The sequence below is a fragment of the Brevundimonas sp. UBA7506 genome, assembly GCF_002479495.1.
Classification (GTDB): domain Bacteria; phylum Pseudomonadota; class Alphaproteobacteria; order Caulobacterales; family Caulobacteraceae; genus Brevundimonas.
Window position 1 is genome coordinate 1 of record NZ_DLNQ01000013.1, and the last position, 13,355, is coordinate 13,355.

Below are 13,355 nucleotides of genomic sequence, written 5' to 3' on the forward strand. Positions count from 1 at the left end.
CGCCGGCCAGTGCGGCGTGAACGCCCCCGGAGGCTCAATCACGTGATCGTCCACGCTCACAAGGATCAGGTCATCGACAGTCATGGGGCTCTTCCTCGTTTCCACGGACGGCTTGGCGCCGCCTCGAATTCGGGCGCCGTCGCATGGACTCGCGCCATTCAGAATTCTTTTCTAGAACAAAAATCGCAAAAGTGTCTAGAAAATATGACGTACGCCGCCGGACGCGCCGGCGCCCGCGCCCATCGGATATCGCTCAAGGAGACGCCATGATCCGCCGCATGGACCATTTCACCATCGTCACCGATCGCCTGAACGAGAGCGTGGACTTCTACGGGATGCTGGGACTGGTCCCCGGCCCGCGGCCGGACTTCGGCGTGGGGGGAGCCTGGCTCTACGCCGACGACCGCCCCGTGCTCCACCTGGTCGAGACCGAACGCATGCCGGACCCGCGGCGCGGCGCGCTCGATCACATGGCCTTCTTCGCCGAGAACTTCATCGCGGCGGCCGAGCGGGCGACGGCCGCCGCCCTGCCCTATCGCGTGATCCGCACGCCGCGGCCCTTCAGCCTGTGGCAGATGTTCCTGTTCGATCCCAACGGCGTAGAGGTGGAACTGGACTTCGCCGCCAACGAGCTTCCGCCGGCCGACTGGAAGGACCACGCCGGTCTCGGCCCGCGGTGACGCGGGGGACGGCTCAGGTCAGGGCTGACGTCAGCCTGTGGCCGGCGTCACGAAGGGCGACGCCGATCTCCTCCAGCGCCTCGCCCTCGTACTGCCCCTGGAGCATGACGCCGACGATGGTGAAGGCGACCTCGCCGGCCCGATCGAAGACCGGCGCGGCCACAGTCTGGACGCCGCGCGTGAAATAGCCCCGGTCGACGGCCCATCCCCTCGCCTTGGCGGCTTCGACTTCGTCCCAGTAGGCGTCGAACGTCAGCGGCGTCTGCCAGCGCAGGGCGTTGAAGGCCGACTTCAGCTCTTTCCGGCTCCAGCCGAGATAGGGGGCCATGACGCGGCCGGTCGCGGCCATCAGGACCGGAAGACGCTGGCCCTCGGCCATTTCAATACGCACATTGGCGGGACTGGGCACGCCCTTGATCAGGACGATCTTGTCGACGCCCAGCCGCTTCCACAGCGTCACGGTGATATTGTAGCGGTCCGCCAGATCCCGCATCTGGGGCGTCGCCGCCGCGATGCGCTGCCCCTCGGTCAGCAGGTTCCCGACCAGGGTGGTGAGACCCACGCCGACCGAATAGGTCTTGGCGACGGGATCGAACTCCACGACCTCTTCCATCACCAGGGTGCGTAGGATGTTGAAGCAGGTGCTGGCGTTCAGGCCCAGGCTACGCGAAATGGTCACCGACCGGGTGGGGCCGCCCGCCTCGACCAGGAATTTCAGGATCCGGATCGCATTGGCCGCCGGCTTGACGAAGACCATCTTCTCGGAGACGTCATTGGTCGCGGCTGCGGCGTCGGCCTGTCCCTCGACGTCGTCGTGCTTGCTTTTTCCTGCGGCTGATCGCGCCATGCGCACCCCGTTGAATCTTGCGGCCCCGGCCGCGATCACGGCCTCTGATTAGCAGGCATTGAGCTTGAAGCGAAACGGGGAAACCGCCCCGTACGCCCTGCGCCCCGCTGACCGGATCGGCCACCGTCCGGCCCGTCGGCTCAGGCGGACGCCCCCTGGTCAGCAAAGGCCTTTGTCAGGACCGCTTCGAGCGATTGCGGCGCCCGCCCCGACAGGTTTTCGATATCGCCCGTGACGATGTCGAATCCTCCAGCGACGAACCCCTGACGGATGGAAAGGACCACCTCGACGACATGGGGCGGCAGCCTCGCAGCCAGGAATTGGGCCCGCAGGTCCTCGACGGGCATGACCACATGGTTCAGCGCCTTTCCGGACAGCCTCGCGACCAGATCGGCGCGCCCGGCGCCCGTCCAGGTCCGCGGTCCTGTTCCTGTATAGACCGCGCCCTCATGTCCCTCCCCGGCCAGGAGCCCGGCGGCCGCGGCGGCGAGGTCCGCGCGGGAGACGAAGGCGACCCGGTTCTCTCCCAGTCCGACCAGCGCGCCCTGGGCCAGGGCGGCCTTCGCCTCGTCCGCGAAGGACTCGGCGTAGTAGTTCATGCGCAGGACGCTCCAGCGCGGCGCCGTGCGCATCAGATGTTGTTCCGCGGCGAAGTAGGACGCCCAGACGTCGGGCTCCGGCCGCGCCCTCGCGCCGGCCGACGACATGAAGACCACATGGGGCACGCCGGCCCGACGGGCGGCGTCAATGGCCGCCAGATTCTGCCGGGTGCGCTGTCCCGGCGCCAGGGCGACGGTCGGGATGATCAGCAGACGATCCAGGCCGGCGTAAGCGGCGTCCAGACTTTCAGCCTGGTCATAGTCGCCGAAACGGGTCTCATGCCCCGCCGTCATCTTCGGCGTGCGCGTGATCCCCACGACCTCCACGCCCGGACGAAGGCCCAGATGCGCCACCACCCCGGCCCCAAGCTTTCCGCTCGCCCCGCTTACGCCGATCTTCATCGCTCGTTCTCCCCGGTTCCGATCCTGTCCGACCGCCTGCGGCGTCAGACCTCCTTCATGGGAATGGTCACGTCCGCGAGACGCACGGGATCGACCTCGCGCCGCGACGCCAGCCATTGTCGACCGGCCATGAATTCCGGCGGGGCGTTGACCGCCTCGACCGCCTGGACCCGCCCCCCGCAGAGGTGGAAGACCGCAAACTTGCGACCCGCCGGATCTCCGCGCGTGACGACCTGATCCACATCGAACGGCAGGCCGGCGATCTGCAGCTTGAGGTCGTACTGATCGGACCAGAACCATGGGGTGTCCGGCCTGGGTTCGGGTTGGCCGCTGATCGCCGCCGCAGCCTGGCGCGCCTGCTCGAGCGCATTGGGCACGCTTTCGAGGCGAAGGCTCCGTCCATAGAGCGGCATCGGCCTGTGCGTGAGATCGCCGACGGCGAAGATGTCCGGATCCGAGGTGCGCGCCTGGGCATCGACGACGACGCCGTTATCGCAGATCAGCCTGGCCTCCCGCGCCAGATCGTCATTGGGAATCGCCCCGATCCCCACCAGGACCGCGTCGCAATGCAGCATCCCGCCGTTCGCCAGCCGAACGCCCGAAACATGGCCGTCCAGCCCCTCGAAGCCCTGGATCTCGACCCCGAAGTGGAACCGCACGCCCTGCGCCTCGTGTTCCGCGCGAAAGAAGTCGGACAGGACCGGACCGGCGACGCGGGCCAGAAGGCGGTCCTCGCGCTCCAGGACATCGACGTCGGCGCCGAGTTTGCGCGCCGAGGCTGCAACCTCAAGACCGACATAGCCGCCGCCGATGACGGCCAGACGGAAACCGGGCTTGAAATAGGCCTTGATCCTCTCGGCGTCGTCGATCGTTCTGAGCTCAAGAAAGCCGTTCAATTCACTCCCCGGAAGGACCAGACGACGCGCCCGTGCGCCCGTGGCGAGCACCAGGGTGTCGTAGGCGAGGGTTTCGTCCGAAGAGAGGGTCAGGGTTTTGGCGGCGCGGTCGATCTGGACCACGCGCGTGGAGGTTCGCAGACCAATACCGACCTCCGCATACCAGTCGCGAGGCCGCAACAGCAGCCCGTCCTCGGCAAGCTCGCCCTTCAACCACCCCTTGGACAGGGGCGGACGCTGGTAGGGCGGATGCGGCTCCTCGCCGATCAGGGTGATGGGCTCGGCATAGCCGTTCTGGCGCAGCATGGCCGCGACGCTTCCCCCGGCGTGGCCTGCCCCGATGATGATTGCGCTCACTTTGATCCCGTCCCTCTAGCCGACCTCCAGAACCCCGAACGCCGAAGGCTATCTACATGAAGAATTTGATTGTGATTTGAGAATTGAAAATCGTCTAGCCCAGAAGTGCTGGGGCGTGCGCCAGGATGCTTTTCGCGACGCCCCGGTTTCCAGGCCGGCGTCGCCGTCGGAATCCTCCTCCCCGGCTCGACGCCCAAGGCTTTCGCGCGCACGGCAGCGACGCCGATCTCCGCCGGGAAAGCGGGCTTGAGCGACCGCCATTCACCAGGCTTCCGTCGGCGACCTCAGTCCGCCCGCGCGTCCGGCGCCGTCGGGTTCCGCGAAGACGCGCGCACAAAGCGAACGCGTTCGGCCTTCAGGTGCGGCTCGGGGACATATCCCGACTGGGCGAACGCCCGCTGCTGCGGCAGGGCCGAAAGCGTATCCTCGGCCCGCCACCATTTCGGGTCGCACGACGCCTTCGGCAGAAGTCCGCCCACGATGCGCTCGATATCGCGAAAGCTCAGCTCGACTTCCGCCGCCTTCTGGCGCCGCAGGTAGCGAGCAAGAGGCTCATACTTCGCCATGTCGGCCCGTTCCCATTCTCCCGGCGTCGCTGCGATCGACCTGCCGAAAACAAGCGGCGGTCCATACCGGACGCCGTCCCTGGCGAAAAGACCGCACGGCGCCTCCCCGCCTTCGCCCGAAAGGAAAGCGACCCGACCTCCGCCGCAAAGGGGGGCAGTGGGCGGGAACGGCCGGATCGCTCCTCGCCGAAGCAGAGGAAGCCACTCAACTCTGCAATGCCGCCAAGGTTCCGTTGCTGCCCCTGCCCGTCATCCAGGGCGGACGCCATGAAGACGTCCGGGATACGAAGAGCCGTCCGTGAGGCTGCCATGGACCACGGCTGTGATCCGCGTCGGCGCCGACCCTCCGAAGTCACGGACCTGGCTGCGCGCCCGACCGCCACGATTGACTAGAAGCCGAAGTCGATCTGATCGACGTGGACTCCGCGCGCTCTACGCCTGCGCCCATGCGACTTGGATAGCGGTTCGGCTGGCGACCTGGGCGGCGCCCTCACCGTCGCAGCCACGCCGTCCTGCGCGTTGGAGATGGCCGGCGGCTGGTTCGCCGGACGCATCAGCGCCTTTTGGGGCATGCCCGGCAGCCGGGGCTTCATGGGCGGAGAAAGAGGCTTTGCGGCGCTGCGCGCGCCCTTCCATGCCGTGAGTTCGCTTTCCCACCACCCGACCCGGCCTGGAGACAGCGACACAGGCGCCGGAAAATCTCCGGTCTGCTGCATCCGCCACGCGGTCGTTCGGCTGATGCCCGCAATGTCATGGACCCGGCCCCATGGGAGCAGACGGTCCTCGGATCCCCCCGTTTCAACGGGACTCCGCGTGGATGGAGCGGTCATGGCGTCACCTCCAGCTGTTGATCGACCTCGCCGACGAAAGCCTCATGGAGAAGTCGGGCGTCATGCTCTGCATCCAGGCTGTCTCGTCCTGCCCATGCCTTGATCACCGTCTTCAGCGCGAAGCTCGTCGCGGGATCCGCGAGCAATCCCGGCAACGTCGGGCGATCCGGGTCGCCATTCTCACCCACGACCCCGGCTCCTCGCCGCCGGCGGCGCCCCCGTCCGCACCTCGGTGATCTGGGCCTTGGCCCAGGACCGGAGCAGTCCGCGCGGGTAGTAGGGCCTGGAGCGGATATGGCGGCACGGCGGCCCGTTGGACGCCGTCGACCAGAGGCGCGCCAGGGTCGCGGGTTTGAGCCGGACGCCCAGCAACGCCAGAAAGGCCGAGGCTTCCGCACGGGTCAGCAGATCGTCCTCACCAGGCGACGCTGCGGATTCCAGGCTCGAGACATCGGGGATCATGACGTCGCCCCCTCTGACCGGCACTGGCGCGAGTTCGTGATTGATCGACCCGCGCTCAGCGCGAGGTAGCAGTCGATGACGGCTGCGACATAGGCGCGGGTTTCGGCGATATCGGGCACGCGCCCCAGTCGCGCCACGCGGCCAGGTCCGGAATTATAGACGGGGGCGTGATCTACGGTTCCATCGGCCCTCATCTCCTCGCGGAGGAGGATGTTGCGCTTGTCGAGGTAGAGGGTGCGAAACTGTTCGCGCGGCGCATGGGCCAGGGCGGCGCGAAGATAGGCGGTCAGGGAGGTCCAGGACGACAGGACCGGCCGCTGACAGGCCTCCGCCCGGACCATGGCCATCGCCAGCGCCCGGACAAGGCCGAGATCAGCGACTGCGCCTTTTGAAAGCCCCTGGCGACGCAGGGCCGCCTCATCGGCCCCCGCGACCCCGGCCAGCCCTCCAAAGGCGTCGATCAGGTCCGCAGCGGCGACCCGGCCGGCGGACGAGGTCAGGGTTCGCCCGAACAGGGCGGTGAGCAGGTCGATATCGGCGTCTTTCGTCGGGTTGGACGACAAGGACGGGCGGAGAGCGGAAACGGATGGCGACACGGCAGGCTCCTGGGCAGCGCGCTCCCGATCGGAGCACCCCAGTCCGCCCTTCCTTTCCCTCCGGCCAGGCTTGCTCACGGAACCTAAACCTGGCGGCGCTAGGCTCCTGTCCATGAGACTGAAACCTTACCGCTCCGCCGGCCCTCGCCGACGGGGCCGCCGCACCGTCGCCTTGACGACGCTCCTCGGGGCCGCCGCCGTCCTGACCGCCCTGAATTGGCCCATGGCGGACGCGGCCGGACCCGCCTCTCCTCCGGCCTCCGCCCGCCCCTCCTTGCCGCCGGAGGCGACCTTCCTCTGCGACGTGGCCCATGTGAACGATGGCGACACCCTGCGCTGCAAGGACGGCTTGAAGGTCAGGCTGCACGCCGTCGCCGCCAGGGAAGCGGACGAAACCTGTTCGCCCGGACATCCCTGCCCGTCCGCCAGCGGCGCATCAGCGACCGCCACACTGAACCGCCTCGCGGCGGGAAAGAGACTGACCTGCGTGCCGACGGGCCGAAGCTACAAGCGTATCACCGCCATCTGCCGGACATCCGACAACGAAGAGGTCAACTGCGCCATGGTTCGCAGCGGGACCACCCTGATCTGGGACAGGTTCGACAGGCAGCGTCCGCTCTGCAGCCGTTGAAACGGCACAGTCGCTTTGCAACCGCTCGGTCGGCGAATGCGAAAGCGGCGGCTTCGGCTGCGCGCGCGGGCGCCTGATCAGCACCGCAAAATTCCTTCGCGGCGCTACTTCCCCGCCCTATCCGGCAGGGATCTTCTTGTCGGCGCCCAAGCACTTCCGTTTTGTTCCGAACCGCCACAGGTCCAGAAGCGAAACAGCGCAGCCTACGGGGCTTATCAGACGTTCGCGAAGACCGGTTTGACTGCTAGCGAAGCAAACTTGAGGCGAGCGGTGGGAACTTAGGCGCCGAAATGTCCTGAAACGATCTGGCAAACGAAGTTTCGTTGTGTCCCATATGTGTCCCAAACGCAGGCCGCACGAAGTTGGCCTACAAACACGCTCAACATAACGTTGAAATATAAGGGAAAAATGGTACGCCCCCTCGGGCTCGAACCGAGGACCCTCTGATTAAAAGTCAGATGCTCTAACCAACTGAGCTAGGGGCGCACACTCTTTGAAATCAACCACTTGGGCTGTTTCGCCGCCGACAGGCGAAGCGCCTGTTTGCGGAGGCGGTTTCTGGTTCATTCGCGGATGGAGGTCAAGGGCCGCAGCGCGCGAAGATGCGCATTTTGTGAGGAAATCGTCACGGCCGCCCTTCCACAGCCCGTCCATGCGGTTAGCGTGGCGGCATGGGACCTCTCGCCGGACTGCGCATCATCGAAATCGACGGCCTGGGGCCCGTCACCTTCTCCGGCATGCTTCTGGCCGACATGGGGGCCGAAGTTCTGCGGCTGACGCGCGGCGGCGCCGCCCCCGCAGCTGTTTTCGACGAGGTCGGCGGCGAGGTGCTGCATCGCGGGCGCGCGGCCGTGCCCGTCGATCTCAAATCGCCTGGGGACCGCGACAAGGTCCTGGCGCTGATCGCGGGCGCCGACGTCCTGATCGAGGGCTTCCGGCCCGGCGTCATGGAGCGCCTGGGCCTGGGGCCGGACGCCTGCGCCGCCGTCAATCCGCGCCTGGTCTATGGCCGCGTCACCGGCTGGGGTCAGACCGGGCCGATGTCCGATCAGGTCGGCCACGACATCAACTACCTCGCCCTGTCCGGCGCCCTCTATCCCATGGGGGCGGGCGATCAGCCGCCCTGCCCGCCGTTGAACCTGGTCGGCGACTACGGCGGCGGGGCCATGATGCTGGTCAGCGGCGTGCTGGCGGCCCTGCTGGAGGCCAAGACCACCGGGCGCGGCCGCGTCGTCGACGCCGCCATGACCGACGGCTCGGCCCTGCTGACCAGTCTGTTCCACGCCTTGCGGGCGCGTGGCCTGTGGAGCGAGCGGCGTGAAGCCAACCTTCTGGACGGCGGCGCGCCCTTCTATCGCTGCTACGCCTGCCGCGACGGCGGCTTCGTCGCCGTCGGCGCGCTGGAGCCGCGCTTCTACGCCGCCCTCATCAAGGGGCTTGGCCTGACGCCCGACGAAGCGCCGCAGTTCGACCGGGAGAACTGGCCCGCCCTGCAGGCCCGCTTCACCGCTCTGTTCGCCACGCGCGACCGCGACGACTGGGCGACGCATTTCGTCGGGACCGAGGCTTGCGTCACCCCCGTCCTGTCCCTGAGCGAGGCGCCGGCGCACCCTCACAACCAGGCGCGCGGAACCTTCGTGAGCGCAGGAATCGTTCAGCCCGCCCCCGCGCCGCGCTTCGCCGCCGCAGCCGCGCCGGTCAGCGCCGACCGGCCTCTCCTGCCGCTGGATCAGGCCCTGGCCGACTGGACGAACGAAAACGCCTGAAGCCGTGACCAAAAGGGTTCAGTTGCGGTTCATTCTCGTTCGGTAGACAAGCCGAGGGAACCCAGCCGGGCAGACGACGTTTGCCACCCCACAGGGGGAAGAAAACCAGATGAACCGATTGATTGTAAAACGTTTGCTCCTGGCCGCAGGCCTGGCCGCCGCCACCGCCCTGGCGGCTTGCGATGAGCCGCGTTCGGAAAACGACTACGAGGCCGTCGAGGTCCAGACCGAAGAGCCCGCCGCCCCCGCCGCCGAAGACTCGGCCGCGCCCGCCGTGGCCGAGGCTCCGGCTGCGACCGAGGCCCCGCCTCCAGTAGACGCCCTGCCGCCCGAAACCCGCACCTCGGAACAGACGGTACAGCCGGAAAGCGATACGCTGTTCTACTGATTCCGCCTGAGCGGCGTTCGCTTCCGGTTGTCGCGCCCTGAACCCAAGGCTCCAGTTTGACGTCGAGGTCTCATCTCCTTCTCGCCAGCGTGGCGCTCTGGGCCGTGTGCGGCCACGCGGCGGTCGCCGCCCAGCCCAAGGCCGAGATTCGCGGCGACGTCGACGCCGAACTGCGTCGGCGGCTGGAGCAGGCCGTCGGTCAGGTCGACGAAGCCCCCGCCAACCGTTTCGAGGCCCGCCGCCGCGCGCGCTCGGCCATGGAGGCGGCCCAGGCCCTGCTTCGCTCTGAAGGCTATTACCAGCCGACGCTGCAGGACGACGTCGAGGGCGAGGAAAAGCCGGTCGCCGTCGTCACCGTCATGCCCGGACGGCGCTTTGAACTGAGCGAGACCAAGGTCAACTGGGTCGCCCCCGTGCCTGATCCCGCCGCACAGTCCGCCGCCACCGCCGACATCGGCCTGAAGCCGGGCGATCCGGGTCGCGCCGCCGACATCCTGGACGCCGAGGGCCGGATCGTCGCCAACCTGACGCGCGAAGGCTACGCCGACGCCAAGGCCGAACCCCGCCGGGTGGTCGTCGATCACGCCGCCTTCACCGTGCAGCCCAATTTCAACATTGCTTCGGGCGAACTGGTGCGGCTGGACGGCGTGCTGGTGCGCACCCGGGGGCCGACCAACCCCGACTGGGTCGCCAATCTGGCCCCGTGGAAGGCCGGCGACCGCTACGACCCCGAGGACGTGGCCGAACTGGAGCGGCGTCTGCTGGACACCGGCGTCTATGACGGCGTCAACGTCTCCCTGGCCTCGCTGGATCAGGTGACGCCCGAGGGACTGCGCCCGGTCGTCGTCGGCCTGTCGGACCGTCCGCGCAGCCTGCTGGAGGCCGGCGCCACCTATTCGACCGCCGAAGGCGTCGGCGTCGACGTCTTCCAAACCCGCTACAACCGCTTCGGCCGCGCCGCGACGCTGAAGTACGGCGGCCGCTACGCCAGCATCGACAGCCGCCTGGGCGCAGAGGCCAGCTTCCCCCACTGGGGCAAGGCCGGCCGGACGTTGAAGCTGTCCGGCTACCTCATCAACGAACAGACCGACGCCTATGACCGCAGCGCCGTCAGCGTGAACGCCGACCTGTCGCAGCGCATCGGCAAGACCTCCTTCTTCACCTACGGCCTCGGCGTCGATGCGGGACAGTACACAGAGAACCGCTTCGACCCGATCACCCAGGCGCCGATCACCTTCGATCGCGACCTGGCCATCGTGACGGGGCGCGCCATCGCCTTCATGGATCGCTCCAACGATCCGCTGGATCCGACCCGCGGCTATCGTCTCTACGTGTCGGCCCAGCCGACGGCCGTGACGGGCGAGGACACCGTCCTGTTCCTCAAGACCGAGGGCCAGGCCACGGCCTATCTGCCCCTGCAGGACGGGGCCAAAACGGTGCTGGCTGGCCGCGCCCGTATCGGTTCGATCGTCGGCGGCGAGGAGCTGACGGTGCCGTCGGACCGCCTCTTCTATTCCGGCGGCGGCGGCTCGGTGCGCGGCTATTCCTATCAGAGCATCAACCCGCGCCTGCCCGACAACACGCCGCGCGGCGGCCTGTCGCTGTTCGAGACCTCGATCGAGGTGCGCCGCGACATCGGCCAGAAGTTCCAGGCCGTCGGCTTCGTCGACGCCGGGGCCATCGGCTTCCAGGAGACCCCCAACCTGACCAACATGCGCTACGGCGCAGGCGTCGGGGTCCGTTACAAGCTGCCGTTCGGCCCGGTGCGCGCCGATATCGCCGTCCCGCTGAACAAGCGCGAGGGCGACGCGGCCTTCCAACTCTACATCAGCATCGGCCAGGCGTTTTGACCGACACTCCTCCGCCTCATGAACCCGAAGCGGAAACGCCGGCCAAGGCCGAGAAGCGAAAACGCACGCGTCTGCAGCTGATCGCCTTCGTCTCGGGCGTCGTGGTCGCCGCCCTGCTGGCCCTGAGCATCGTCCTGGCGATTGGCGGGCGAATGTATCTGGTCTCGGATTCCGGCCGCGAACTGATCACCAGTTTCGTCGCCGGCAAGAAGATCAGCCGCTATGGCCGCATCAACGTCGAGGGCTTGAAGGGCGACCTGTTCGACGACTTCACCCTGGAGCGGGTGACCATCACCGATGCGGACGGCGTCTGGCTGGAGGCGACCAATGTTCGCCTCGACTGGTCCTACTGGCCCCTGTTGATGCGGCGCTTCCATGCGACCGAGATCCGCGCGGACCAGATCCGTCTGCTCCGCCGTCCCCAGTTCGAGCCGCGGACCGAGCCCGGCGGCCCCCAGGCCCTGAGCGTCGACATCGACAAGTTCAGCGCCAAGGTCGAGCTGATGGAGGGCTTCTCCAAGGAATACGGCCGCTGGACCCTGAGCGGCGACGCCGAGGTTCCGCGTCGGGGCGACAAGAAGATCAACGTCGACGCCTTCAGCCTGAACCGCCAGGGCGACCATTTGCTGCTCAAGGCGATCATCGGCAAGAAGCCCGAGGACCTGCGGGTCAACCTGCGCGCCGGCGAGGCCCAGGGCGGCCCGATCGCCGGCGCGCTGGGCTATTCCCCCGACAAGCCCTTCTCGGCGATCGCCGTGGTCAACGGCGAACTGGTCGATGTCGAGGTGAAGACCGGCGACTTCACCCCCCTGACCGTCAAGGGCCGCTACGGCAAGACCGGCGCCCGGATCGGCGGCGCCGCCGACTTCTCGGGCTCGGACCTGCTGGAGCCCTTCGCCCGCCGCATCGGCCAGAGGGCCCGCTTCGGCTTCGCCAGCCTGCCGGTTCGGGACGCCGAGGATGTCCAGGCCATGAGCTGGACCCTGACCGCCGAGAACATCACCACCCGCGCCTCGGGCCTGATCAACCTCAAGCAGCGCGCCGCGCCGGACGGCGTCAAGCTGACGGTCGCGACGCCCTCGCTCACCCGCCTGGCCGGCCCGACCCTGGCTGGTGCGACCACCTATACGGGCGTGTTCAAGGGCGACGCCAACCGCTGGAGCCTACAGGGCTCGGCCAGCCTTCAGGACACGGACCTCGCCAGCTATCGCGCCGCCCGCGTCTCGGGGCCGCTCGACCTCAGCTACAACAAGGGCCAGTTCGATGTCGTCACCGACGCCCGCGCCGTCGGCGGCTCGACGGCCGGCATCATCGGCGCCCTGCTAGGGGCCACCCCCCATGTGAAGCTGGAAGGCTCGCGCACTTCCGACGGCGCCTATCTGCTGAAGAAGATCGACGGGCGAGGCCAGGCCCTGACCCTGACCGGATCGGGCGGCCGCAACCTCACCGGCGGCCTCAGCTTCCGCGGTGATGCAGACATCACCGACATCTCGCGTATCCGCCCCGGCGCCAAGGGCTCCTTCAAGGGACCGATCCAGGCCGGCAAGGCCCGCAACGGGCCGTGGACCATCAGCTTCGACGGCCGCGCCTCGCGCCTGAGCGTCGGCATGGACGAACTGGATCGCCTTCTGGGTCAGACCCCGCGTCTGGCCATGGCCGGAACCTATGACCGGGGTGTCCTGGCCATCAACCGGGGCGAGTTGACGGGCGCCGCCGGGCGCATGGGCGCCAAGGGCCTGATAGAGGGCGGCAAGCTGCGTCTGGCCCTGGACTGGGACGCGCACGGGCCGTTCGGCGTCGGTCCCGTGGCCATCGACGGCGCCATGAGCGGAAACGGCGCCCTGACCGGCACCCTGGCCCAGCCCAGGGCTGACCTGCGCGCCGCCTTCGACAAGGTCGCGGCCGGCGGCCTGATCCTGACCAACGCCGATCTGATCCTCAGCTTCCGCAAGGGCGCCGACGCGTCCGACGGACGGATCGTGCTCAACTCCGGCTCCAACTACGGCCCGGCGCGAGCGTCGGGGAACTTCTTCCTCGGCGGCAAGAGCCTTCGCCTGACCGAGGTGGACGTCAACGCGGGCGGCGTGACGGCCCAGGGGGCCATCGCCCTGTCCAACAACTATCCTTCCAGCGCGGACCTGACCTTCACCGCGCGTCAGGGCGCCTTCCTGGCCTCGGGCGAGGCCAATGGCCGGGTGCGCCTGACCGACGGCGGCGGGGATCAGAGCGCCGTCCTGGACGTCACCGGCCGCAACGTCCGCCTGGCCGGTTCAACCTGGGTGGTCCGCAACCTCTCGCTCAAGGGCCAGGGCACGCTGGAGCGCCTGCCCTTCTCCCTGGCCGCCGACGTCGGCGGGCCCAATCCGGTCCAGTTCAACGGCACGGGCGAATACTCGCGCCAGGGCCCGGCCCAGAGCGTCACCCTGCGCGGCGGCGGCCGCGTGCGCGAGGTCGCCTTCACCACCCGCGCCCCCGCCGTCATCGC

Annotated in this window: 14 protein-coding genes, 1 tRNA gene and 1 pseudogene; 7 read left to right on the top strand and 9 right to left on the bottom strand. The window is 68.3% G+C overall.

The features are described 5' to 3' along the window. Together B3K53_RS11845 and B3K53_RS11850 are read left to right on the top strand one after the other, a co-directional pair. Positions 1–270, top strand: a 270-nt coding sequence (locus B3K53_RS11845; RefSeq protein WP_292084557.1) for a hypothetical protein, incomplete at its 5' end; no start/stop codon positions are given. Continuing rightward, positions 267–680, top strand: a complete 414-nt coding sequence (locus tag B3K53_RS11850; RefSeq protein WP_292084558.1) for a VOC family protein — start codon at positions 267–269, stop codon at positions 678–680. The genes B3K53_RS11845 and B3K53_RS11850, both read left to right, overlap by 4 nt. Positions 681–693: 13 nt before the next feature. Here B3K53_RS11850 and B3K53_RS11855 read toward each other — a convergent pair whose 3' ends face one another. The 8 genes from B3K53_RS11855 to B3K53_RS11890 all read right to left on the bottom strand — a co-directional run bounded on the left by B3K53_RS11855 (position 694) and on the right by B3K53_RS11890 (position 6,235). After that, positions 694–1,527 (bottom strand): IclR family transcriptional regulator, encoded by an 834-nt coding sequence (locus B3K53_RS11855; protein ID WP_292084559.1) that lies wholly within the window; start codon positions 1,525–1,527, stop codon positions 694–696. A 140-nt stretch (positions 1,528–1,667) separates the two neighbouring features. Beyond that, positions 1,668–2,528 carry an NAD(P)H-binding protein gene (locus B3K53_RS11860; RefSeq protein WP_292084560.1) on the bottom strand — a complete coding sequence of 287 codons (861 nt, stop codon included), beginning with the start codon at positions 2,526–2,528 and terminating at the stop codon, positions 1,668–1,670. Between the two features lie 44 nt (positions 2,529–2,572). After that, on the bottom strand, positions 2,573–3,781 hold the full coding sequence (locus B3K53_RS11865) for an NAD(P)/FAD-dependent oxidoreductase (RefSeq protein ID WP_292084561.1): 1,209 nt from the start codon (positions 3,779–3,781) through the stop codon (positions 2,573–2,575). 284 nt (positions 3,782–4,065) lie between these two features. Next, positions 4,066–4,347, bottom strand: a complete 282-nt coding sequence (locus B3K53_RS11870; RefSeq protein ID WP_292084562.1) for a DUF7662 domain-containing protein — start codon at positions 4,345–4,347, stop codon at positions 4,066–4,068. A gap of 389 nt (positions 4,348–4,736) precedes the next feature. Further along, complete coding sequence (locus tag B3K53_RS11875) at positions 4,737–5,177, bottom strand: helix-turn-helix transcriptional regulator (protein WP_292084563.1); 441 nt, start codon at positions 5,175–5,177, stop codon at positions 4,737–4,739. After that, positions 5,174–5,365, bottom strand: coding sequence for a hypothetical protein (locus tag B3K53_RS11880; RefSeq protein WP_292084564.1), 192 nt, complete (start codon positions 5,363–5,365; stop codon positions 5,174–5,176). The genes B3K53_RS11875 and B3K53_RS11880 overlap by 4 nt, the downstream gene beginning before the upstream one ends. After that, on the bottom strand, positions 5,358–5,639 hold the full coding sequence (locus tag B3K53_RS11885; RefSeq protein ID WP_292084566.1) for a hypothetical protein: 282 nt from the start codon (positions 5,637–5,639) through the stop codon (positions 5,358–5,360). The genes B3K53_RS11880 and B3K53_RS11885 overlap by 8 nt, the downstream gene beginning before the upstream one ends. Next, positions 5,636–6,235, bottom strand: a complete 600-nt coding sequence (locus B3K53_RS11890) for a JAB domain-containing protein (RefSeq protein ID WP_292084567.1) — start codon at positions 6,233–6,235, stop codon at positions 5,636–5,638. Before B3K53_RS11890 ends, B3K53_RS11885 begins: the two co-directional genes overlap by 4 nt. 112 nt (positions 6,236–6,347) lie before the next feature. Between B3K53_RS11890 and B3K53_RS11895 the strand changes: the two genes are divergently transcribed. Continuing rightward, the gene (locus B3K53_RS11895) at positions 6,348–6,866 is read left to right on the top strand and encodes a thermonuclease family protein (protein WP_292084569.1); all 519 of its coding nucleotides are present in this window, start codon (positions 6,348–6,350) and stop codon (positions 6,864–6,866) included. Between the two features lie 409 nt (positions 6,867–7,275). Here the strand turns inward: B3K53_RS11895 and B3K53_RS11900 are convergent. Then, positions 7,276–7,352, bottom strand: a tRNA-Lys gene (locus B3K53_RS11900). A gap of 185 nt (positions 7,353–7,537) precedes the next feature. On the opposite strand from B3K53_RS11900, the gene B3K53_RS11905 reads away from it, so the two are divergent. The 4 genes and pseudogenes from B3K53_RS11905 to B3K53_RS11920 form a co-directional block, all read left to right on the top strand. Continuing rightward, positions 7,538–8,632: a CaiB/BaiF CoA transferase family protein gene (locus B3K53_RS11905; RefSeq protein ID WP_292084571.1), complete on the top strand. Its 1,095-nt coding sequence runs from the start codon at positions 7,538–7,540 to the stop codon at positions 8,630–8,632. Positions 8,633–8,741: 109 nt separating this feature from the next. Beyond that, positions 8,742–9,020 (top strand): hypothetical protein, encoded by a 279-nt coding sequence (locus B3K53_RS11910; protein WP_292084572.1) that lies wholly within the window; start codon positions 8,742–8,744, stop codon positions 9,018–9,020. Between the two features lie 56 nt (positions 9,021–9,076). Then, positions 9,077–10,870 carry an autotransporter assembly complex protein TamA gene (locus B3K53_RS11915; RefSeq protein WP_292084573.1) on the top strand — a complete coding sequence of 598 codons (1,794 nt, stop codon included), beginning with the start codon at positions 9,077–9,079 and terminating at the stop codon, positions 10,868–10,870. After that, positions 10,867–13,355 (top strand): annotated as a pseudogene (locus B3K53_RS11920) (hypothetical protein); the annotation flags it as partial. The gene B3K53_RS11915 and the pseudogene B3K53_RS11920, both read left to right, overlap by 4 nt.